At 62.7% G+C, this 19,550-nt stretch carries 23 protein-coding genes and 1 pseudogene; 10 read left to right on the top strand and 14 right to left on the bottom strand.

Annotated features, from left to right (window positions below; translation table 11 throughout):
- Window positions 1–657: 657 nt before the first annotated feature.
- Window positions 658–993 (top strand): annotated as a pseudogene (locus tag BX591_RS03475) (integrase core domain-containing protein); the annotation flags it as partial.
- Here the strand turns inward: BX591_RS03475 and BX591_RS37290 are convergent.
- The 7 genes from BX591_RS37290 to BX591_RS03440 form a co-directional block, all read right to left on the bottom strand.
- The gene (locus BX591_RS37290) at window positions 990–1,226 is read right to left on the bottom strand and encodes a LysR substrate-binding domain-containing protein (protein ID WP_420849320.1); all 237 of its coding nucleotides are present in this window, start codon (window positions 1,224–1,226) and stop codon (window positions 990–992) included. The pseudogene BX591_RS03475 and the gene BX591_RS37290 sit on opposite strands and share 4 nt — an antisense overlap.
- Before the next feature lie 345 nt (window positions 1,227–1,571).
- Complete coding sequence (gene trfA, locus BX591_RS03465; RefSeq protein ID WP_111929302.1) at window positions 1,572–2,489, bottom strand: plasmid replication initiator TrfA; 918 nt, start codon at window positions 2,487–2,489, stop codon at window positions 1,572–1,574.
- 3 nt (window positions 2,490–2,492) lie between these two features.
- Window positions 2,493–2,813, bottom strand: a complete 321-nt coding sequence (locus BX591_RS03460) for a hypothetical protein (protein ID WP_111929301.1) — start codon at window positions 2,811–2,813, stop codon at window positions 2,493–2,495.
- A gap of 491 nt (window positions 2,814–3,304) precedes the next feature.
- The gene (locus BX591_RS03455) at window positions 3,305–3,682 is read right to left on the bottom strand and encodes a hypothetical protein (RefSeq protein ID WP_111929300.1); all 378 of its coding nucleotides are present in this window, start codon (window positions 3,680–3,682) and stop codon (window positions 3,305–3,307) included.
- Window positions 3,683–4,129: 447 nt separating this feature from the next.
- A complete protein-coding gene (locus tag BX591_RS03450; protein ID WP_111929299.1) occupies window positions 4,130–5,281 on the bottom strand; it encodes an acyl-CoA dehydrogenase family protein in 1,152 nt (383 codons plus the stop codon).
- A gap of 12 nt (window positions 5,282–5,293) precedes the next feature.
- Window positions 5,294–6,502, bottom strand: coding sequence for an acyl-CoA dehydrogenase family protein (locus BX591_RS03445; RefSeq protein WP_111929298.1), 1,209 nt, complete (start codon window positions 6,500–6,502; stop codon window positions 5,294–5,296).
- A 94-nt stretch (window positions 6,503–6,596) separates the two neighbouring features.
- Entirely contained in the window at window positions 6,597–8,717 is a 2,121-nt protein-coding gene (locus BX591_RS03440) for a 3-hydroxyacyl-CoA dehydrogenase NAD-binding domain-containing protein (RefSeq protein ID WP_111929297.1), read from the bottom strand.
- 179 nt (window positions 8,718–8,896) lie between these two features.
- On the opposite strand from BX591_RS03440, the gene BX591_RS03435 reads away from it, so the two are divergent.
- Window positions 8,897–9,805 (top strand): LysR family transcriptional regulator, encoded by a 909-nt coding sequence (locus BX591_RS03435; RefSeq protein ID WP_111929296.1) that lies wholly within the window; start codon window positions 8,897–8,899, stop codon window positions 9,803–9,805.
- A 111-nt stretch (window positions 9,806–9,916) separates the two neighbouring features.
- A complete protein-coding gene (locus tag BX591_RS03430) occupies window positions 9,917–10,108 on the top strand; it encodes a hypothetical protein (RefSeq protein WP_111929295.1) in 192 nt (63 codons plus the stop codon).
- A 21-nt stretch (window positions 10,109–10,129) separates the two neighbouring features.
- Here BX591_RS03430 and BX591_RS03425 read toward each other — a convergent pair whose 3' ends face one another.
- The 3 genes from BX591_RS03425 to BX591_RS03415 form a co-directional block, all read right to left on the bottom strand.
- Window positions 10,130–10,360, bottom strand: coding sequence for a hypothetical protein (locus BX591_RS03425; protein WP_111929294.1), 231 nt, complete (start codon window positions 10,358–10,360; stop codon window positions 10,130–10,132).
- Window positions 10,361–10,378: 18 nt separating this feature from the next.
- On the bottom strand, window positions 10,379–10,744 hold the full coding sequence (locus BX591_RS03420) for an RcnB family protein (RefSeq protein ID WP_111929293.1): 366 nt from the start codon (window positions 10,742–10,744) through the stop codon (window positions 10,379–10,381).
- Window positions 10,745–10,908: 164 nt separating this feature from the next.
- Window positions 10,909–11,541, bottom strand: a complete 633-nt coding sequence (locus BX591_RS03415) for a CGNR zinc finger domain-containing protein (protein WP_111929292.1) — start codon at window positions 11,539–11,541, stop codon at window positions 10,909–10,911.
- Window positions 11,542–11,755: 214 nt separating this feature from the next.
- Between BX591_RS03415 and BX591_RS03410 the strand changes: the two genes are divergently transcribed.
- On the top strand, window positions 11,756–12,610 hold the full coding sequence (locus BX591_RS03410) for an alpha/beta fold hydrolase (RefSeq protein WP_111929291.1): 855 nt from the start codon (window positions 11,756–11,758) through the stop codon (window positions 12,608–12,610).
- 9 nt (window positions 12,611–12,619) lie between these two features.
- Here BX591_RS03410 and BX591_RS03405 read toward each other — a convergent pair whose 3' ends face one another.
- Window positions 12,620–13,477: an oxidoreductase gene (locus tag BX591_RS03405; RefSeq protein WP_111929290.1), complete on the bottom strand. Its 858-nt coding sequence runs from the start codon at window positions 13,475–13,477 to the stop codon at window positions 12,620–12,622.
- Window positions 13,478–13,600: 123 nt separating this feature from the next.
- Here BX591_RS03405 and BX591_RS03400 point away from each other — a divergent pair, with 123 nt between their 5' ends.
- Window positions 13,601–14,572: a LysR family transcriptional regulator gene (locus BX591_RS03400; RefSeq protein WP_111929289.1), complete on the top strand. Its 972-nt coding sequence runs from the start codon at window positions 13,601–13,603 to the stop codon at window positions 14,570–14,572.
- Here the strand turns inward: BX591_RS03400 and BX591_RS36340 are convergent, their stop codons facing one another.
- Genes BX591_RS36340 through BX591_RS03390 form a run of 3 tightly spaced genes read right to left on the bottom strand, consistent with a single transcriptional unit; the run spans window position 14,573 to window position 15,639 of the window.
- A complete protein-coding gene (locus BX591_RS36340) occupies window positions 14,573–14,722 on the bottom strand; it encodes a hypothetical protein (RefSeq protein WP_167444491.1) in 150 nt (49 codons plus the stop codon).
- Window positions 14,719–15,126: a hypothetical protein gene (locus BX591_RS03395; protein ID WP_146749720.1), complete on the bottom strand. Its 408-nt coding sequence runs from the start codon at window positions 15,124–15,126 to the stop codon at window positions 14,719–14,721. The genes BX591_RS36340 and BX591_RS03395 overlap by 4 nt, the downstream gene beginning before the upstream one ends.
- A gap of 33 nt (window positions 15,127–15,159) precedes the next feature.
- Complete coding sequence (locus BX591_RS03390) at window positions 15,160–15,639, bottom strand: cupin domain-containing protein (protein WP_167444490.1); 480 nt, start codon at window positions 15,637–15,639, stop codon at window positions 15,160–15,162.
- A gap of 112 nt (window positions 15,640–15,751) precedes the next feature.
- On the opposite strand from BX591_RS03390, the gene BX591_RS03385 reads away from it, so the two are divergent.
- From BX591_RS03385 to BX591_RS03365, 5 genes are all read left to right on the top strand, one after another.
- The gene (locus BX591_RS03385; RefSeq protein WP_111929286.1) at window positions 15,752–16,663 is read left to right on the top strand and encodes a LysR family transcriptional regulator; all 912 of its coding nucleotides are present in this window, start codon (window positions 15,752–15,754) and stop codon (window positions 16,661–16,663) included.
- A 110-nt stretch (window positions 16,664–16,773) separates the two neighbouring features.
- Window positions 16,774–17,175: a hypothetical protein gene (locus BX591_RS03380; RefSeq protein ID WP_111929374.1), complete on the top strand. Its 402-nt coding sequence runs from the start codon at window positions 16,774–16,776 to the stop codon at window positions 17,173–17,175.
- A gap of 218 nt (window positions 17,176–17,393) precedes the next feature.
- The gene (locus tag BX591_RS03375; protein WP_111929285.1) at window positions 17,394–18,104 is read left to right on the top strand and encodes an SDR family NAD(P)-dependent oxidoreductase; all 711 of its coding nucleotides are present in this window, start codon (window positions 17,394–17,396) and stop codon (window positions 18,102–18,104) included.
- Window positions 18,105–18,190: 86 nt separating this feature from the next.
- A complete protein-coding gene (locus BX591_RS03370; protein ID WP_111929284.1) occupies window positions 18,191–18,427 on the top strand; it encodes a tautomerase family protein in 237 nt (78 codons plus the stop codon).
- 188 nt (window positions 18,428–18,615) lie between these two features.
- Window positions 18,616–19,527 carry a LysR family transcriptional regulator gene (locus BX591_RS03365; protein ID WP_111929283.1) on the top strand — a complete coding sequence of 304 codons (912 nt, stop codon included), beginning with the start codon at window positions 18,616–18,618 and terminating at the stop codon, window positions 19,525–19,527.
- Window positions 19,528–19,550 lie beyond the last annotated feature (23 nt).

Genomic DNA, 19,550 nt, shown 5'->3' with positions numbered 1-19,550 from the left:
CTGCGCACTGCGCACTGCGATATGTACAGTGTGCAGTGCACATACGCGGGGTGACAAGCCGGTCGATATGAGGTCAGCGAGGACAGCATAAAGAGACATCATATGCGTCACGAGGGTTTGCGGTCGTAAAAATGGGTCGCCGAAGGCGACGTAATTAATAGAGGTTCCTGTTTTGCGATTTCGATCGAGAAATCGCGCGAGCGGATGCTCGCCATGCGCAGACTATTACTTATAAATTAGAAAAAACTCGCGACCTCACCGATCAATGCAGCGGGAACATACGCACGCGTTACCGCAGTTATTCGATTTAGCCAGTCAAAGTCATGTGTGACGGAAAGCAGTCGCGCATGCCCACACCATGGTCCAGCTATGCACGTCTGTGCATGACAGCAGCGATGCTGGTGCTCGAACCGATCTTCGAAGCGGACCTTCCACCGGATCAGTACGCTTATCGTGCGGGCCGCAATGCCCAGCAGGCGGTGATCGAGGTGGAGGAACGGCTGCACCGAGGGCAAACGGACGTCGTTGACGCGGACCTGGCGGACTACTTTGGCAGTATTCCGCACGCCGACTTGATGTTGTCGCTCGCGCGACGCATCGTAGATCGGCGTGTGCTGCATCTGATCAGGATGTGGCTGGAATGCCCCGGGCGACGGCGGAACCTTGATAAACCACTCGGACAGACGGTCCCAATACGTCAGCATTCGCTACAGCCAACGGCTGGCCGAAGCGGGCATCGAACCGTCGGTCGGCAGCCGGGGCGACAGCTATGACAACGCCCTGGCTGAAACGATCAATGGCTTGTACAAGGCTGAACTGATTCTTCGCCGCACCTGGAAAACGCGGGAATCCGTTGAACTGGCAACGCTGCAGTGGGTAGCCTAGTTCATCATCATCGGTTGATGGAACCCCTCGGATATCCCGCCTGCCGAAGCTGAGGCAAATTACCATCGGCAACTTGAAACAGCTGCCGCTGATCCCGCATCAACTTAAACCAACCTGCCTCCACGATTCCCGAGGCGGTTCACAATATCTGCCAAGCCTAGGCTATAGGCTTGCAATGTGAACTTTGGTGGCAGCGCGACGACCAGGCCGATTTCGCTCAATCGGTCGACTGACAGACCCGTTGCGGAAACGTCAGCCAGCGTGAAACCAGCGTCCAATTCTCCGCTGCGTACGCGCTCCACCACTTCGCCCGACATGGCCTGGTGAAGCGTCACCCGGATGTTCGGATGGCGGTCTCAGCTTGAACGGTGATCCACGCCTATGGCGTGGCGATGGCGCCCCCATCCGTAGGATGGGTGATCCGGTGAAGGTTGCCGATGGCGTCGTTTTTTGCCGCCATCGGCGAGGACATTGACGATTAAAAAAGATTAGAAAAGATTAAATTCGATTAGGCATGCGAGGATGAGTCGCACGCACCCTTTCCGGCGCTGGGTTTGGCGCTCATTTTGTTGTGGCCAGTGTAGGCGCTGGAACGGTATCCGGCAGGCGCTGGAACGGTATCCGGCAGGTGCTGGAACGGTATCCGGCAGGTGCTAGAACGGCATCCGGCAGGCGCTGAAACGGCATCAGACATGAGGTTTCCGGGGAGCTTGAGTCCTCTTGGCCAAGTGCCGCTGCTGTGCCCCACGCACCGCTTTCTCCACACATACGAGCTGCCCACGCACGTTGATGCGGAATTTCAGGCCGTAAGCCTCGCTGGCATCGCTGACCACGCCCAATGCCCGGCGCAGCGTTTGTTGTGCGCTACGTGGATTGCCATCCTGACTGCCGCATAACTTGAGTAGCGTTTCCATGCGCAGCGGATACGGCTTGGCATGGCTGCAGTAGAAGCCATGCAACCATTGGGCCAGTGGCTTGCCATCTAGTTCGCGCCGCATGGCCCAGTCAACGTGCGTGAATTGATCACGGGCAAATAAGGCAAGTAGGCTGGGATTTAGCGTGATTAACCATTGCTGTGTTTCATCCTCCTTGAGTGCTTTACCGATCAGGCCGCCGGTGTAGCAAACCCCATTGTCTTGCTTGATTTCAACGGTGCCGCTTTGCAGTCGGGTCAGGCGTCTGTGAAGTGTCGCGCGGTTCTTGCCCGTGTCGCCTTTGCCCATTAGTTTGAGCAGCGCATACGAGGTTACCCGGCACTGCTCCCCCATTCTTTGGCCGCGCATGACGTGTAGAAGGCTCGCGTAGACGTCAAGATCGCCCTGGTCAAAAATCTGACCCGTAAAAAATATATGCACGCTGTCGAAGGTCGCGAGTTGCAGACGCTCGGCATAGTGCCGCTTGCCCTTCGCGATCGCGCCGAAGAGTGCAGACCGTAGAAAGATGTTCGGTACGCCACGGACTGAATCCGGCCAAGAAGCCATCTGAACCCGAACTGCGTTCTGGGGCAACGGTACATTCGGTCGTCGCACACATAGCGTATTCTGACGGGACTCTTCCTGAAGTTTTTGGGCGATTGTGAGTGCAGTCTTGGCTGGCGAGATCATCACTCACCTGCCTTTTTGTGCGAGCTCCTCGTGGCGCAGCCGGGCTAGCTGCGCCGCCTTCGTGGGTCTGCCGCGTGGACGGCGGAGGGGTTCCGGGTCGGGGCGATGCGAGTCGATCCAAGAGAGCACATCGTGCTCGTACCAGCAGAGCCGCCGCGAGTACGGCGTCTTGAACGGCTTTGGAATGAGATGCTGATACTTGGCGTTAGTTGCGCAGGTGCGGATGGTTGTCGGTGTTTTGCCGATGAGAATCGATAACTGTTCGACGAACAGGATTCTCGGAAGGTTGTCGACAATGACAACCTTGGGATGCAGTTTGGACATACGGGCTCACAAGCTAAGAGCGCTTGCGAGAGCCGGTTAGGGTTGGTAGCCAAGGCACGGGGCTGCGCTTGGTGGTACGCCCGGTACGGGTGTTTGACGCTTAGAGTAGGGTGGGAAAACGGCGTGCGCTTACCGGCTTCCCACTTGCTACCCTGTGCTTCTCAGTAGCGAGGGCTGTCTGGCTCTTTTGAAATCAGCATATCTCTCTTGGTTCGCTGACTCTCACCCACCTTCAGTTTTCAGGCGACGCAGATACTGCGCTCATCAGGAGACACGATAACCATAGACTCTCAGTGTCTACAGGCGGGAGTCATCGTGAACCTTGGAAATATCATACACGAAAAAAATGTCCCCAAACCGTCAAGTCTTGGGACATCCTTGGGGCACTGAAACCCATGGATGCTGCGGCAAGCTGGCCGCCATGGCCAGAGCTTATAGTGGAATCGGTTTGAGCAAAAACGGAGGGCAAATTAGCCCTCCTGTGTCCTGCGTTAGAAAGGCAGATGATTTGCATCATCTGGCGGCAGCGGGGTGCCCGGCCCACGGCCGGGTACAGTACCGATTGTCGTGGTGATGAGTTCGCCCGTTTCGATACAGTGCCATACCCAAGTGGTGGGGGTATCCTGATTCGGGACCCTGCGCCAGTTTGGGAAACGATATGGACGGAATTGCCACTGCGCTCCACGCTGGGTGTGAGACACCACAAGTCGCCCGACCGAGCCGACCGGCGCTTCAGTGCTGTCGAACCGGACAGTCAGCAATTCATCGTCGCAGTTGAAAATGGTCTGATTTCGGGTGGCATAGACGAGCATGGCATCCGGGATGAAGTCACAAGTGACCTGTTTGCCGATTTGTGGAATGTTTTCCATTAGAAACTCCTGTTATGTCAGAGCCCATGAAAGGAAAGGTTTTGGTCCTGGCGACTGATGATGGCAAACGCCGGGTGATAAAAGGGAATCGGCTGAATACGCATACCAAGCCAGTGCGATCCCGGAGAAAACCCGCGCCTTCCGTGGTAAAGTGAGCCTCAGTTACCTTGTCAATTCGACGCGCGTTTGACGTTGACGAATTACCGGGAAGGCCTTATTCCATGGTCGATACAGAGAGGTTCAAATCCTCTCGCCCCGACCACAAGAAATCAAGGCCTTACAAGCATCGCTTGTAGGGCCTTTTTCTATTCCGGCGCTGACCAGGGTTAAGCCTTCTGCGGGTCCAGCGATCGTGCGGCGGTCCGAACGTCCGCCAGTTTCTACCAGATTGCCCGATCTGTTTCCGCCACCGCCACCGCCATTCCAGGCACAACGACCGCTGACTTGCTACTCCCCCCGTCCGAGTGCGATAAACCGTTCGAGATGATGGTCCTCGTCGCCGAGTTGATGATCGATCATCACGAGGCGTTTCGCGTAGTGAGCGAGCGGCAGCTCCCACGTCATGCCGATGCCGCCGTGCAATTGGATACATTCTTCGGCAACCCTCGCACCGATTCTGCCGATGCTGTATTTCGCCGCCGCCAACGCCCGTTCGCGCGTCGTGCGCGGCGCACCCAGCGCGGCCGCTGCATTGATCACCGCCGAGCGCGCCTGCTCGATCTCGAGCAGCAGATCCGCCATGCGATGTTGCAAGGCCTGGAAACTGCCGATCGGCACGCCGAACTGCTTGCGCGTGCGCAGATAGTCGAGCGTGTGGTCTTTGGCGACATCCATTGCGCCCACGGCCTCCGCGCACAACGCGAGTACACCGCAGCCAATTGCATATTCGAGTGTCGCGAAACCTTCTCCGGCTGTGCCGAGCAAGGCGTCAAGGTCGAGCGTGACGTGATCGAAGGTCACTTCGGCGGCACCTCCGCCGTCGATCTTGCGATAGCCGCGCACGTTGACGCCGGGCGTATCGCGTGGCACCAGAAAGAGGCTGATACCTTCTTGCGCATCATCGGCGCCATGCGTGCGAGCCGAGACCAGAAACAGCCCAGCCTGCTCGCCGTGTTGAACCACCGCCTTGGAGCCGTTCAACTGCCACGAGCCGCCATCAGCATCGGCATGCCAATCACGCTGCGCACGTGTCTGAACACGTGCCAACTCATAATGCCCATCCGGCTCACCCTGTGCGAGCGCAACGATCCGCGAGCCGTCGATCAACCCTTCCAGCAACGCGCGCTGCGTGTCGTTCCCGCTGCGCGCCAGCGCTTGCCCCACCATCAGCGTGTCGAGAAACGGCTCGACCACGAGCCCGCGGCCGAGACATTCGAATACGACGGAAATATCGAACCCGCCGCCGCCGAACCCGCCGTTCGCTTCGTCGAACAACGCGCCGATCACGCCGAGTTCGGCAAAGCGTCCCCACAATTCGCTGCTGAAACCTTGCGCCGAGCGTGCGATCCGGTCACGCGTTTCGAAGCCGTACTGCTCGCTGACGAAGCGGTTCAGCGAGTCCGCCAGCATGCGGCGGTCTTCGGTGTGCTGGAAGTTCATGAGGTGCGCCCCTTACAGTCCCAGGATCATTTTGGAAATGATGTTCTTCTGGATTTCGTTCGAGCCGCCGAAGATCGACAGCTTGCGATTGTTGAAGTACAGCGACGCGGCGCTGGCTGCTTCGGCGGGGCCGACCGGCGTGCCATCGAAGCCATCGTGCAAGGCTTCCTCGACGAACGGCTGCGCATACGGTCCCATCGCACGACGCGTCAGCGACGAGATTTCCTGACGGATCTCGGTGCCGCGAATCTTCAGCATCGAGCTCTCCGCGCCCGGCACGCCGCCCCCCGCCACCGCCGCGATCACGCGCAGGTTGGTGGTTTTCATGTTTTCCAGATCGATCTCGACGCGCGCCATGCGTGCCGCGAATGACGCATCGTCGGCGAGCGGCCGGCCGTTGCGCTGCTGCTTCGCGGCGATCTTGCGCAGCCGGTTGAAGGCGGCCACGGAGAACCCGACGCCCGCAATATTGGTGCGCTCGTACGTGAGCAGATACTTCGCGTAGGTCCAGCCCTTGTTCTCTTCGCCGACGAGGTTCTCGACCGGCACACGCACGTCGGTGAAAAACACTTCGTTGACTTCGTGCTCGCCGTCGAGCGTGACGATCGGCCGGACTTCGATACCGGGTGTGTTCATGTCGATCAGCAGGAAGCTGATGCCGGCCTGTTTGCGCGCGTCGGTGTCGGTGCGCACCAGGCAGAAAATCATGTTGGCGAAGTGGCCGAGCGTGGTCCACGTTTTCTGGCCGTTGACCACGTAGTGCTCGCCTTGCGTATCCAGAGCGCGTAGCGCGCGCGTGTTGACCGCCGCGAGATCCGAGCCCGCGCCCGGCTCCGAATAACCCTGGCACCACCAGTCGGAGCCGTCGAGAATGCGCGGCAGCCAATGGCGTTTCTGCGCGTCGCTGCCGTATTTGATCAGCACCGGTCCCAGCATGTTGACGCCGAACGGCACCACGCGCGGCGCGCCGGCCAACGCGCATTCGTTTTCGAAAATGAATTTTTGCACCGCGTTCCAGCCGGGACCGCCGAACTCCTGCGGCCAGTGATTCGCGAGCCAGCCTTGCGCGTTGAGAATCGCATGCCATTGCGCCATGTCGTCGCGCGTCAGACGACGGCTGCCGTGCACCTTGTCGGCGAGACGCTGCGGCAGCTTATCGCGCAGGAACGTCTGCACGTCGGCGCGGAAGGCTTCTTCTTCAGGGGTGAAGTTGAGATCCATAGTGGCGTGTTCCGTGAAAAGTGGGCGGGGCGGGGCGGGGCGCTGTCGCGCGCCACCGGCCGTGCTGCATGACAGGCGCAAAAGAGCGGTCGCTTCAGGCCGTCTGGTTCAGACTCGCGAAGTCGGCGCCGCGTTCGACCAGCTCGACCAGCAGCGGCGACGCTTGCCAGAACAGCGGGTCGGCTTTGGCGAACTCGCGGATGTCGGCAAGAATCGCCGGCAGGCCCACCATGTCGGCGTATTTCATCGGACCGCCGCGATAGCGCGGAAAACCGTAGCCGTACAGGAAGGTCACGTCGACGTCCAGCGGCCGCAGCGCGATGCCTTCATGCACGACGTTCGCGCCTTCGTTGATCATCGCGGCCATGTAGCGGCGCACGATCTCTTCGTCGGTGAACGTGCGCGGTGTGATGCCGGCGCGTTCGCGCTCGGCGTCGATGATCGCTTCGACTTCGGGGTCGGGCTTACCGCTGCGTGAACCTTCGGCATACAGATAGAAACCGCGGCCGGTTTTCTGGCCGAACCAGCCGCGCTCGCACAGGCGGTCGCCGATCTGCACATAGCGAGCGGCGGGATTGCGGGTCGCCGCGCGCCGTTTGCGCGTAGCCCAGCCGATGTCGCCGCCCGCCAGATCGACCACCTGGAACGGTCCCATCGGAAAGCCGAAGGCGCGCACGGCGGCATCGATCTGATACGGCGACGCACCGTCTTCCATCATCGCGTCGGCGGCGCTGCGATACACGGCAAGTACGCGATTGCCGATGAAACCGTCGCACACGCCCGCGCGCACCGGTGTCTTGCGCAGCTTCTTCGCGAGTTCGAACGCGGTGGCCACCACGTCGGCGCTGACCTGCTTCGGCACCACCACTTCCAGCAACTTCATGATGTTCGCGGGCGAGAAGAAGTGCAGGCCGATGACGTCGGCGGGGCGCGAGATGCTCGACGCGATCGCGTCGATGTCGAGATACGACGTGTTGGTCGCGAGCACCGCGCCTTTTTTGCAGACGCGATCGAGTTCGGCGAACACGGCCTGTTTCACGGCCAGATCTTCGAATACGGCTTCGATCACGAGGTCGACGTTGGCGAGTGCATCGTACGACGTGCTGCCGCTCCAGCGTGCCATCACGGCGGTTTTTTTCTCCACGCTCAGGCGGCCTTTCGCGATCAGGCCGTCATAGACCTTTTCGATGTGCGCGCGGCCGCGCGCGAGCGACGCGTCGTCGCGTTCGATCATCGTCACCGGCAAGCCCGCGTCGAGCACCGCGACGGCGATGCCCGCGCCCATCGTGCCGCCGCCGACCACGCCGATGGCCTCGAGCGGGCGCGGTCTGGCGGAGCGCGTTTCAGGCGCCTTGAGTACTTCACGTTCGGCAAAGAACGCGTGAATCAACCCGGCACGTTGCGGACTGTCGAGGCATTCGAGGAACAGCTTGCGTTCGCTGCGAAGGCCTTCGTCGAAGGGCTGGTCGATGGCGGCTTCGACCGCGTCGACGATCTTGAGCGGCGAGAACAGACCGCGCGATTTCTTCGCGGTGTCCGCGCGTGCCGTGGCAACCGCGGCGAGACTCGCGGCGCGATCGGCGAGTGCCGTGGCCTCGCGCGTGCGGCGCACCGGCGCATGGGCCGTCAACAATTCTTGCGTGTAGGCGAGGCCTTCGGCAAGCAGATCGTCACTACTGCCGACACGGTCGACCAGACCCAGCGCCAGCGCTTCCTGCGCGCTCGCATGACGGCCGCTGAGCATCAGGTCGAGCGCGGCGGCGGCGCCGATCAGGCGCGGTGTGCGCTGCGTGCCGCCCGCGCCCGGCAGCAGGCCGAGTTGCACTTCGGGCAGGCCGAGCTTCGCACCGTCCACGGCGATCCGGTAGTGCGCGGCGAGCGCCACTTCCAGGCCGCCACCGAGCGCGGCGCCGTGAATCGCGGCCACCACCGGCCTGGTGCACGCTTCGATGCGGTTGCACACGTCCGGCAGCGAAGGCGGCACCGGCGGTTTGCCGAACTCGCGAATGTCCGCGCCGGCGATGAAGTTGCGCCCGGCGCCGACGATCAGCACCGCCTCCACGGCCGGATCGGCGTCGGCGGCGTCGATCGCGGCGGCGAGGCCGCGTCGCACGTCGGCGGAAAGGGCATTGACCGGCGCATGGTCGATGGTCACGAGCAGCACCTTGCCGCGCAGCGCGTGCGTGACGACATCGGTCGAAGGGGTGGGGGGCATGGGGTGTCTCCTGAACGGTTTATCTGTAGCGGCTTGCGGCTATGCCCGACGCCATGCCTGGCGGCACGCGCGGGCGGACCGCGTCTGGCGAATTCTGCGATTGTGCGGCGGTCAAGGTTTATTGACAATCACATGGGTGGTTGACAGACTGTCAAAATTATTTTGACAAAGGCGCCGCCGTGGACGTCAATTCGCTGACCTTGCTGGTGGACATTCTCGACGCGGGCAACCTGAGCGAGGCCGCGCGCCGGCTGAAAATGAGCCGCGCGAACGTGAGCTATCACCTGAACCAGCTGGAGCGCTCGATCGGTCTGCAACTGGTCAGGCGCACCACGCGGCGGGTCGAGCCGACCGAAATCGGCCTGCAACTCTACGAGCATGGCCGCGCGGTCCAGAACGCACTGCTGGCCGCCCGCGAATCGGTCGCCACGCTCGGCCAGAGCCTGCAGGGGCGGGTGCGGCTGAGCGTGCCGAGCGGCTACGGGCAACTGGTCATGTCCGACTGGCTGATCGCGTTCAAGCGGCTCTATCCGGGCATCGTGCTGGACGTGATGTTCGAAAACCGTGTCGAAGACCTGATGCGCGACGAAGTGGATATCGCCGTGCGGGTGATGTCCGAGCCACCGCAAAACCTGGTCGCGCGCGACATGGGGCCGGTGCGCTATGTCGCGTGCGCGTCGCCCGCGTTCGCCGGCAGCCGTGGCATGCCGACTCAGCTCGACGATCTGCGCACCGCGCCGTTGATCACGTCGGCGGTGGTCGGCCGGCAATTGCGCGTGGCCGCTTATTGGCGCGACGAGCGGCACGAAGTGCTGCTCGAGCCGACACTGATCTCCGAGAACTTTCTGTTTCTGCGCGACGCGGTGCTCGCGGGCTTGGGTGTCGGACTCGTGCCCGACTACGTGGTGCAGGACGATCTGAAACGCGGCGCGGTAGTGACCGCGCTCGACGAATGGCGTCTGAGCATCTTCGGCACGCACATGTACCTGCTCTATATGCCGAACCGGCATCACACGCGCGCGGCGGCGACGTTCATCGAGTTTATTTTGCAGCAGGCGCAAGGCAGCGGCAGGGGAGCGGGAGCGTAATCCGGGCAGTCCCGGATCGGGAAAGCCGCACATTGTTTTTGCCGCGTGCGCGGGTATGCTGGCTGTGAGGCGACGCTTGACTTCACAACCATTGGGACGCGGAGGTGTCAGATGAAATGGATCGTCCGGCTTCTGGCCGTGGTGGCCGCGCTCGCGTTGATCACGCTACTGATGTTCCGCCTGCCCAGCGAAGACGCCATTCGTTTCGCCGGCTACGCAGGCACCGCCGTTTTCGCGGGACTCATGGGTCTGCTGTTGCGCTGGCGCGCAAGCCGCGCGCAGCGCAACGACAAGCGTATGTGAGCGCCGTATCGGGCGTGCTGATCAGATGAACTGATCGGCAATCCGAACATGCGCATCGGTAATATGAAAACCCTGCTGCGCAATATCGTCGAGACATGCCGCTGAATCGACGCCAGGCGTGGCACGGTCCCGGTTCAGTTCAACCGACTTAAACGGCGCCCACGGGGCAAACTGTGCCGGCAGGTTCGCGCCGTTCGCGTCGGCGGTCAATCCGAACACGCGGCCGGGACCACGAAAGAGATGCAGCAGCATGGCTACCGTGCCGGCTGGTTAGTGCCCGGACAGCAGCACGTCGGCAATCACGCCGCTGGCCACGGCGGCGAGCACGTAATCTCCATTCACGCCGACCCATTGATAACCGCGCGGCGGTGCATGCAGCCCGTGTTCGTGCCAGTTGTCGACCACGTAACTGCGATCGCGATACTCGGACGGAAGCCGCTCGCCTTTATGCCAGTCGCTGTGCGGAATCGGGCCGCCCTCACGGCCGTTATCGGCTTCGCGCGGTGCGCCGTGTCCTCGCATGCCGTGAGGTGGCGGGCCGCCGTGTTGATCGTCGTGATGAGGTTGCTGAGCTAGCGCGGCAACCGATGTGCCGAGCAGGGAAACGATGACAAGCTGCGCGATGACTGGTTTCATGGCTACGCCTCGAAGAGAGTGTCACGAACTATCGGCTGTTCGACGCGGCCCAGGCTGCTTCGCCCAGAAGGCCAGCGCCGGCAAATAATCGCACAAATAGGGCGGCTCTGCCGAAATTGCGAGGGATCGATGCCGGGTGGTTCGCGCTTAACGTTCCCGCACCTTCAACCCGTCTCCTGCTCCTTGATTCGCTTGCGATGAGCGGCCACCTTCGCCCGGTTGCCGCACAGTGCCATGCTGCACCAGCGCCGCGCGTGTCCGCGTGTGTGATCGGCGAACAGCAGCGTGCATTTCGGCCCCTCGCACGCTTTCACATACGTGAAGTCTTCCTCGCAGACCAGTTTCGCCATGGCCTCGGCAATCGGCATCAGCAACGATTCGGCGCAGCGCCAGCGCCGCTGGTCACTCAATTCGAAAACGCTCGCGGCGCCGGCTACACCGGCGACGATCTCGCGATGCTGTTCGTCGCGCGCCAGCAGCCGGTTGAGCGGTTCCAGCTCGCGCAGATTTTTTGCGCTCAACGCGCGCCCCTTGCGCTTCTGCACAAAGCCCCTAAACCACTCGCGCAGTTCGCGCGCCTGCCCGGCGACCCGATCGAGTTCGGCGGCCGTCGAGCGCGCGCGAATCTCCGCCAGCGCGGCGAGCGGCACGAGCCCGGCCTGTTCCAGCCAGGCCAGCAAGCCTGCGCCGTCGCCGATCCAGTCGGCGGGCTCATCCACCGGTGTGGCGATGGAGTTCAGGAAGTCGAGGCCGGCCGCGTCGGCCACGAAGATCGCGGGAATCTCACGGTAGTCCATGTCTTCTGACGAATGCGAAAAAGTAATGCGTCAATCGTAACCACTAAAAATCGTCTTGACAAGTTACATGATGCGTTAGTAACCTTTAAATGACGATTTTAGTGGTTACAAGTAAATCGATGTCCTTTTCCATCCGAATGAATGGCGAGGGTGCGTCGTATCAGGTCGATCACACGCCGGTCGTCAGCCCCTTCTTTTTTCACAGGTGAAAACCATGTCCGCCATTTCCTATCGCACCGCCGACGTCGACGGTTTCAACGTGTTCTACCGCGAGGCCGGTCGGCCGGGCGCGCCGAAGTTGCTCCTGCTGCATGGCTTCCCGAGTTCGGGCCACATGTTCCGCGATCTGATTCCGAAGCTGGCCGACCGCTTCCATATCGTCGCGCCGGATCTGCCCAGTTTTGGGCAGTCGGATATGCCGGCCCGCGACACGTTCGCGTACACGTTCGATAACCTCGCCAACGTGATCGACCGCTTCACCGAAGTGATCGGTTTCGATCGCTACGCCGTCTATGTATTCGACTACGGCGCGCCGACCGGCTTTCGGCTCGCGCTCAGGCATCCCGAGCGAATCACGGCGATCATTTCGCAGAACGGCAACGCGTACGAAGAAGGCCTCAGCGACGGGTGGAATCCGATCCGCGCCTATTGGCAGGACGCTTCACCTGCCAACCGCGAAGCGCTGCGCGCGATGCTGACGCTCGAGACGACCCGCTGGCAATACACCCACGGCGTGCCCGATACGACGACTGTCTCGCCCGACGGCTATACGCTCGACGCGTTTTATCTGAACCGCCCAGGGGCCGACGAAATCCAGCTCGACCTGTTCGGCGACTATCGAAACAACGTTGCGTTGTACCCCGCGTTCCAGCAATATTTCCGCACGCATCAGCCGCCGTTCCTGGCGGTGTGGGGCCAGCACGATCCGTTCTTTTTGCCGCCCGGCGCTGAGGCATTCAAGCGCGATATGCCGCAAGCGGTGGTGCGCTTCTTCGATACGGGCCATTTCGCGCTGGAAACGCATGCTTCGGAAATCGCCGATGCGATCGGCGATTTCCTCATCCGTTGATGCGGCGGATCAATCCGCGAAATCGGTCGAGGCCGACAGCGTCCTCCACATGTCCATTTCCTCTGCCACGTAAGCGTTTTTTGCAGCGATCGCGGCGAGCGTGTCGTTGCCGAGCGGCAGCCGCAGCGGCGGCGTGGCGGCGTCGACCAGCGTGAGCATCGCGGCGGCGAGTTTCTTCGGGTCGCCGGGTTGGTTGTGATTCATTTGCATCGCCCGGCGGCGCACCGCGCCCGAGGTTTCGTCGTAATCGTCGATCACGTGGGGCGCCACGACCAATGACGACGCATCCAGAAAGTCGGTGCGGAAATAACCCGGCTCGACCACGGTGGCGTGAATGCCGAGCGGCTTCAGTTCGGCATGCATGGCTTCGGTGATGCCTTCCACGGCGAACTTGGTCGACGAGTACACGCCGAATCCCGCTGCGGCCCGATAGCCGCCGATCGACGAAATATTGATGACGTGTCCCGCGCGCTGCGCACGCATGACCGGCAGCACGGCGCGCGTGACGTTCAGCAGGCCGAACACGTTGGTGTCGTACATACGGCGGACGTCCTGGTCGGCGGATTCTTCCACCGCGCCCAGCAGGCCGAAGCCGGCGTTGTTGACCAGCACGTCGACGCGGCCGAATTTTTCCACTGCGGCCTGCACGGCGGCTTTGGCCTGCGCTTCGTCGGTGACGTCGAGCGCAACCGGCAACAGCGCGGGCGAGTCGCCCAACCGCTCGACGATCGCCGCGACGTTGCGCCCCGCGGCCACCACCGCGTTACCGTCCGCGAGCGCCGCCTCGGCGATCAGCGCGCCGATGCCGCGCGCGGCCCCGGTGATCAACCATACCCGCTTGAAAACGCCGCGTTGCGTGTCAGCCATGATGTTTCTCCTGCGTGTTGTGGCGTTGAAGTGAGGCCATGGTAAAAGCAGAGACTGACATTCACTAGCCGTCAATTGCTAGACTCATAATCAACGTTTATTTGCGAATCGGGAGCGCGGGCCATGAACGAAATCCGGGCGATCACGACCTTCGTGCGAGCCGCGGCGCTCGGCAGCCTGCGGCGCGCGGCCGTCGATCAGGGCATCTCGCCGCAGGCCGCGAGCCATGCGGTCATGCAACTGGAGAAGGAACTGGGCGTGCGGCTGTTTCACCGCACCACCCGCAAGCTGAGCCTGACGGAGGAGGGGCAGCGGCTGTTCGATAGCGTGCAACCGGCGCTGTCGATCCTCTCGTCCGCGCTCGGCGACGCAAGGCGTTCGAAACAGGAAGTGGATGGCCTGTTGCGCGTGAGCGCGCCGCGGGCCTTCGGCATGCCGGTGCTATGGCCGTACTTCGAGGAATTCCAGCGGCTTTATCCGCACGCGCGGCTCGAAGTCCAGTTCGACGACCACTTCACCGATCTCGTGACCGAGCGCGCCGATGTGGGCTTTCGCGGCGGGCCGCAGCCGGCGGGCGGGTCGATCGCGCGCCGGCTCGTGCCGATCCAGTTGATCGTGTGCGCGTCGCCGGCGTACATCGAGCGCAACGGCGCGCCGCGCAGCATCGACGAACTGGCGCAGCATCGCTGCACCGGCTATCGCCGCGCCAACACTGGCAAGCTCGCGCAATGGCAATTTCAGATTGGCGACGAGATCGTCTATCGCGACGTGCCGCCCACCATCTGCGTGAACGACACGGAGATGGAAACGCAGGCGGTGCTGTCGGGCCTCGGCATCGGGCAACTGGGCAGTTTCAACGCGGCGGTTCACATTCGCGCCGGCCGGCTCGTTCCGTTGCTCACGCAACATGTCACGGAGTACGGCGCGCTGTATATCTACTACGGGCATCGCACCGAGCAGCCGTTGCGCGTGCGGACCTTCATCGACTTCATGATCGAACGCATGGCCGACAACCGCGCTTTCTTTCTCGATGCGGCGGAGTTGCGCGCCGCGCGCTCGCCACGACGGGGCCGGGCCGCGAGCGCGCGAGCGTGACTAGTGCGACGGTGCGCGCGCGAGCAGCGGGTCGCCCTTGACGTCATAGGAAACGCTCAGCGTATCGAGCGCGGCGAGAAAATGCCTCGCGTCGAAAATCTCGCCGAGACTGACTACGCCGCCTTGACTCGTGGACCTGCCGCGAATCAAGCGCTCGGGGGCTCGACGACGATCGGCGCGGTCACGGCATAGATGTCGCGTCCGGTTGCAGTCGCGCGCCGCGTCGTTCCGTTCTGCGCGATCACGACATCGACGACGAACTGTTGGGTCGAGCGTCCCTGCTCGTCGTTGGGCTGGGGCGGCGGCGTATCCGGATTGCGAATGTCGCGCAGCGCGGCCGTCGCCAGCCACGAGTCCATTGTCCCGACCCGCAGATGGCGCGACACCGCGAGCCCCTCCGTGAACGGCAGCATCACCACTTCCGCGTCGCCGAGCGGGGCCGGGAACGACCACCGGCTTTCAGGCGCGGGCTGCGGCAATGGCGTTAGCCGGCCGTCCCGCTGGATCATCCGGGTCGCAAGGTCGCGGTGGCGCACAAACGGTAATGGCGGCATCGCCGGGCACGCCTTTGTGGTGCCGATGGTCCTTTATGCCGGCGTGGGCGCCGCCTTCTGCGGAGGAATCAACGTAATACCGAAGCGCGGCGCCGCGTCGCGCATTTTTTGTTTCGAGGCGTCGCTCGGCGGCGCCGTCTCGTAGGGCGCGGGCCGCACCTCGGCGCAGGTCTCGACGAATTCGTCGAAGCCGGCCGGCGCGCAGATGACCAGATAGCGTGCCGTTGCGTCCGAGCGGTTAATCAGTTGATGCGCGGTGCCGCGCTCCAGATACAGCGTCTCACCCGCGCGGAAGGTGTGCGTCGTGCCTTCGATATTGACGTCGAGTTCGCCTTCCAGCATATGGATCGTCTCGTCCTCATGCTGATGCCGGTGCGCCGGCGTGGCCCGGCCCGCCGGAGAAAAGATTTCGATCATGCAGTACGATCCGCCGGATTGCTTGCCGGAAACGAGCATCCGGGCGTGCGAGCCGCCGAAATCGTAGTCGACCGGTTTGATGTTCTGGAAAGACATGATGGGTTCCTTGGGTGTCGAGTTTGTCGATGCCCAATTTACCCGCCTATGCACCGTCGTTTGATCTCCCCACTGCCGTTTCATTGATGACAGATTGTCGGGAATAGCCTGAATGAAAAACCTGAGTCAGTTCCTCAATTTTGCCGCCGTCGCGAGGCATGGCAGCTTTGCGCGTGCCGCGCGGGAGTTGAGCCTTGCGCCTTCGTCGGTGGCGAAAAGCATTGCGCGGCTCGAACAGGAGCTTGGCGTGCGGCTGTTTAATCGGACGACGCGCTCCGTGCATCTGACCGAGGAAGGTCAGACGCTTTTTGCCAAGTGTTCGCGGCTGCTCGACGAGATCGACGCACTCGATCTGCGCAGCGTGTCCGACGCCGCCGAGCCGGCTGGCACGCTGTGCATCGGCGCGCCGATCGGCTACGGCACCCAGATCGTGTTGCCGGTCCTGACCGCTTTGCAGCGGCGTTATCCAGCGCTCGATTTCGATCTGCGGCTCTCGGACGAGCAGGTCAATGTGATTGGCGAGGGACTGGACGCGGTGATCCGTTTTGGCGCGTTGAACGATTCGAGCATGATCGCACGCCAATTCGATTCGCAGCCGCTAGTGTTGTGCGCGAGCCCGGCGTATCTTGCCGCTCACCCGAAAATCCGCGCGGTCGCCGATCTCGCGAACCATGCGGTTGTCGCTTTCAGAATGCCGACGAGCGGGCGGGAACGGTCGCTCGAATTCGTCGAGAAGGGGCAAGCCGTCACGCTTGCGCCAAAATCGCGTTTCCGGATCAGTCATGGCGAGGCGTTGATCGGCGCGGCGGTGCAGGGCGCGGGGCTCGTCCAGGTGCCGGAGTTCATGGCGCGCCGGCATCTGGATAGCGGGGCGCTGGACGAGTTGCTGCCGCACTGCCGTCCCGCGCCGCTGCCGGTCAACGTGATCGTGCCGGGCTCGCGAACGCGGCCCGTGCGGGTGGATGCGCTGATCGACGCGTTGACGAATATGCGGCCAGGCGCGGGCTACGCCGTCGGGGCCTGAGCGTCCGGGACCGTTCCGCCCGGGCGGGCCTGAACTTGCGCCGCTTGCCGACCCAGCTGCGAACCAGCTATTACAATCCCTTCTTCGAGACGACCTGCGTGAACGACGCCATGAAATTTCTTTTTGCCTCGGCCCTCGTGGCATCGATCGCCGCCGCCAGCACGGGCGCGATCGCCCAAACCTCGACCGGCAGCGACACCCCCAAACTGCAATGCGCAATTGGCTACGTCACCGGGGTTGGCGGCGCGGCGCAAAGTTTCCGCGAATATCTGGCCACGCCCGAGCGCGACAAATACCGCTACATCGCCGACAACCCGATTCAATGCAAGGTCTCCGACGAAGGCCGCGCGTCGGGCTGCACCGGCGTCACCAATCTTCGGCGCGAAGAGGTCAGCGTGTATGACGACATCGACGACACCACAATGGCCGTGGTTGCCCGGGTGGAACTCGAGCACGGCACCTATCCGGTCATCATCCAGGTGCGCAGGCAGGACGTGAAATGTGAGCAGTGAATGACATGACGCGACATGACGCGACGCGGCATTCGAACCGCCGCGTCGCGTCATTTTCGGCCTCGAACCCGCACCACGCTTCATTTGTACTTCGCACGCACGACTGTTTGTCCACGGCGGGTATTCGAAACCTGAGCCAATGCGCCTAGATTTCATACCCATCGGAGCCCGTGGCCCGATCAGCATCTGATCCCAAACATGTCATCCAGAGGTTCATCATGAGCACATCGCAAAAAGTCGTCGTCGTCACCGGCGCATCGCAGGGCATTGGCGCGGAACTCGTCAAGGCGTTCCGCAAGCTCGATTACCGGGTCGTCGCGACCGCGCGCTCGGTCGGTTCGTCGGACGATCCCAACGTGCTGACGGTTGCCGGCGACATCGCCGATCCGGCCACCGTGCAACGCGTGATCGCCGCAGCGGTCGAGCGCTTTGGCCGCGTCGATACGCTGGTCAACAACGCGGGCATCTTCATCGCCAAGCCGTTCACGCAGTATTCCGCGGAAGACTATGCGGCCGCCATCGGCGTGAACGTGTCCGGTTTCTTCCACATCACGCAACGGGCGATCGCCGAGATGGAAAAGCACGCAAGCGGCCACGTGGTCACGATCACGACGAGCCTGGTCGATCATGCGATCGACGGCGTGCCTTCGGTGCTGGCGTCGCTGACCAAGGGCGGCCTGAACGCGGCCACCAAATCCCTCGCCATCGAGTACGCGAAACGGGGCATCCGCGCCAACGCGGTCTCGCCGGGCATCATCAAATCGCCGATGCACGCCGAGCAAACGCACGCGGCGCTCGGCGCATTGCATCCGATGGGCCACATGGGCGAAATGAGCGATATCGTGAACGCCGTGCTGTATCTGGACGCCGCGCCGTTCGTGACGGGCGAAATCCTGCACGTGGACGGCGGCCAAAGCGCCGGCCACTGATCGATCCCGGGGCGCCGCAAGGGCGCCTTCGACTCGGCCGGCGCCAAGCCATCCAAGCCATCCAATCCATCATTACGGAGCACGACATGCCTATCGTCACGATCCAGGTGACCCGCGAGGGGTCCCAACCCGGCAACGATTCCGTTACCGCCGACGAAAAAGCCCGGCTTATCGCGGGCGTCAGCCAGGTGCTGCTCGACGTGCTGAACAAGCCGCTCGACTCGACCTTTGTCGTCATCGAAGAGGTGAACCTGCAGAACTGGGGGTGGGGCGGCATGCCGGTCGAGGCGTTTCGCAAGCAGCGGGCATTGAAGGCGGAGTGAACGCTGCGGCGACCCGCTTTGCCCGATAGTCCTGATATTCTGTGCGGATCCTGGTTGCGCACCGCAGGCGGCTTCGTTGGTCCGCGCTGCGCAACCTTAAGCGTCCAGTGTCGAGCGCTCGGCGTGCGGCCCTCCCGGACGCATTTTCGCCAGGCGACAACGCCGCCACCGAAGCTCGTCGGGAAGCCATGCAGCGTCAATTTGAAGATGTCCTTCTGGGCAGTATCGAACTGTTCTGCCTCGCAGCCGAACTGGAAAGCTTTACCGTGGCCGCGACCGCCGCGGGCGTCACGCCGGCGGCGGTGAGCCGCACAGTTTCGCGTCTCGAAGCGCGCCTCGGCGTGCGTCTGTTCGTGCGCACCACGCGGCAGATCCGGCTGACGGACGCGGGGCGCCGCTACTTCGAACAATGCCGCCAGGCGCTCGGTCAGCTTGCCGACGCCGAGCGTGAAGCCACCGGTCAGCAAAGCGCGCCGAGCGGCGTGCTGCGAATCAGCATGCCGACCCCGTACGGCCACTATCGGGTGCTGCCCTTGCTGGCGGAATTCCGCGCGCGTTATCCCGGCATCACGGTCGAGACCCACCTCAGCAACCGCAACATCGACTTCGCCGACGAAGGTTTCGATCTCGCGATTCGCGGCCGTGCGCCGAGCGATTCCGGTTTGATCGCGCGCAAGATCGAGGACGCGGAACTGGTGGTCGTCGCGTCGCCGGCGTATCTGCGCAACGCCGGCAAGCTCGAGACGCCCGACGATCTGCTCCTGCACGACTGCATTCAGTACGCGTTGCCCAGCACCGGCCGCAACATTCCGTGGCTCTTCAAACAGGAAGGCGATGCGCTCGAGATGATGACGCGCGGCGGCAACGTCTCGTCGGGCGACGTGCTGGCCGGCGTGACGTTGGCGCGGCACGGTGCGGGCCTGTTCCAGACCTATCGTTTCATCGTCGAGAAAGACATTGCGGATGGGACGCTGAAGGAATTGCTGATTCCTTATGGCGGATGCTCACGGCCCTTCGTGCTGCTTTATCCGCATGCCCGGCATCTGTCGTCGCGGGTGCGGAGCTTCGTCGACTTTCTGATGGCAAAGCTCGGGACGTGACGGTCATGCCTGCGGCGCGACCG

It is taken from the genome of Paraburkholderia bryophila (genome assembly GCF_003269035.1).
Lineage (GTDB): Bacteria > Pseudomonadota > Gammaproteobacteria > Burkholderiales > Burkholderiaceae > Paraburkholderia > Paraburkholderia bryophila.
This window is presented reverse-complemented; position numbering and strand designations above follow the sequence as displayed.

Excerpts from the sequence above, each read along its gene's own strand:
- BX591_RS03425 (WP_111929294.1), bottom strand. The coding sequence starts at position 10,360 with ATGCTGCTGCATCTCTTTCGTGGTCCCGGCCGCGTGTTCGGATTGACC.
- BX591_RS03415 (WP_111929292.1), bottom strand. The coding sequence starts at position 11,541 with ATGGACTACCGTGAGATTCCCGCGATCTTCGTGGCCGACGCGGCCGGC.
- trfA (WP_111929302.1), bottom strand. The coding sequence starts at position 2,489 with ATGATCTCGCCAGCCAAGACTGCACTCACAATCGCCCAAAAACTTCAG.
- BX591_RS03445 (WP_111929298.1), bottom strand. The coding sequence starts at position 6,502 with ATGGATCTCAACTTCACCCCTGAAGAAGAAGCCTTCCGCGCCGACGTG.
- BX591_RS03440 (WP_111929297.1), bottom strand. The coding sequence starts at position 8,717 with ATGCCCCCCACCCCTTCGACCGATGTCGTCACGCACGCGCTGCGCGGC.
- BX591_RS03385 (WP_111929286.1), top strand. The coding sequence starts at position 15,752 with ATGAAAAACCTGAGTCAGTTCCTCAATTTTGCCGCCGTCGCGAGGCAT.
- BX591_RS03450 (WP_111929299.1), bottom strand. The coding sequence starts at position 5,281 with ATGAACTTCCAGCACACCGAAGACCGCCGCATGCTGGCGGACTCGCTG.
- BX591_RS03405 (WP_111929290.1), bottom strand. The coding sequence starts at position 13,477 with ATGGCTGACACGCAACGCGGCGTTTTCAAGCGGGTATGGTTGATCACC.
- BX591_RS03375 (WP_111929285.1), top strand. The coding sequence starts at position 17,394 with ATGAGCACATCGCAAAAAGTCGTCGTCGTCACCGGCGCATCGCAGGGC.
- BX591_RS03390 (WP_167444490.1), bottom strand. The coding sequence starts at position 15,639 with ATGTCTTTCCAGAACATCAAACCGGTCGACTACGATTTCGGCGGCTCG.
- BX591_RS03395 (WP_146749720.1), bottom strand. The coding sequence starts at position 15,126 with ATGCCGCCATTACCGTTTGTGCGCCACCGCGACCTTGCGACCCGGATG.
- BX591_RS03410 (WP_111929291.1), top strand. The coding sequence starts at position 11,756 with ATGTCCGCCATTTCCTATCGCACCGCCGACGTCGACGGTTTCAACGTG.
- BX591_RS03380 (WP_111929374.1), top strand. The coding sequence starts at position 16,774 with ATGAAATTTCTTTTTGCCTCGGCCCTCGTGGCATCGATCGCCGCCGCC.
- BX591_RS03460 (WP_111929301.1), bottom strand. The coding sequence starts at position 2,813 with ATGTCCAAACTGCATCCCAAGGTTGTCATTGTCGACAACCTTCCGAGA.
- BX591_RS03400 (WP_111929289.1), top strand. The coding sequence starts at position 13,601 with ATGAACGAAATCCGGGCGATCACGACCTTCGTGCGAGCCGCGGCGCTC.
- BX591_RS03455 (WP_111929300.1), bottom strand. The coding sequence starts at position 3,682 with ATGGAAAACATTCCACAAATCGGCAAACAGGTCACTTGTGACTTCATC.
- BX591_RS03420 (WP_111929293.1), bottom strand. The coding sequence starts at position 10,744 with ATGAAACCAGTCATCGCGCAGCTTGTCATCGTTTCCCTGCTCGGCACA.
- BX591_RS03430 (WP_111929295.1), top strand. The coding sequence starts at position 9,917 with ATGAAATGGATCGTCCGGCTTCTGGCCGTGGTGGCCGCGCTCGCGTTG.
- BX591_RS03365 (WP_111929283.1), top strand. The coding sequence starts at position 18,616 with ATGCAGCGTCAATTTGAAGATGTCCTTCTGGGCAGTATCGAACTGTTC.
- BX591_RS03370 (WP_111929284.1), top strand. The coding sequence starts at position 18,191 with ATGCCTATCGTCACGATCCAGGTGACCCGCGAGGGGTCCCAACCCGGC.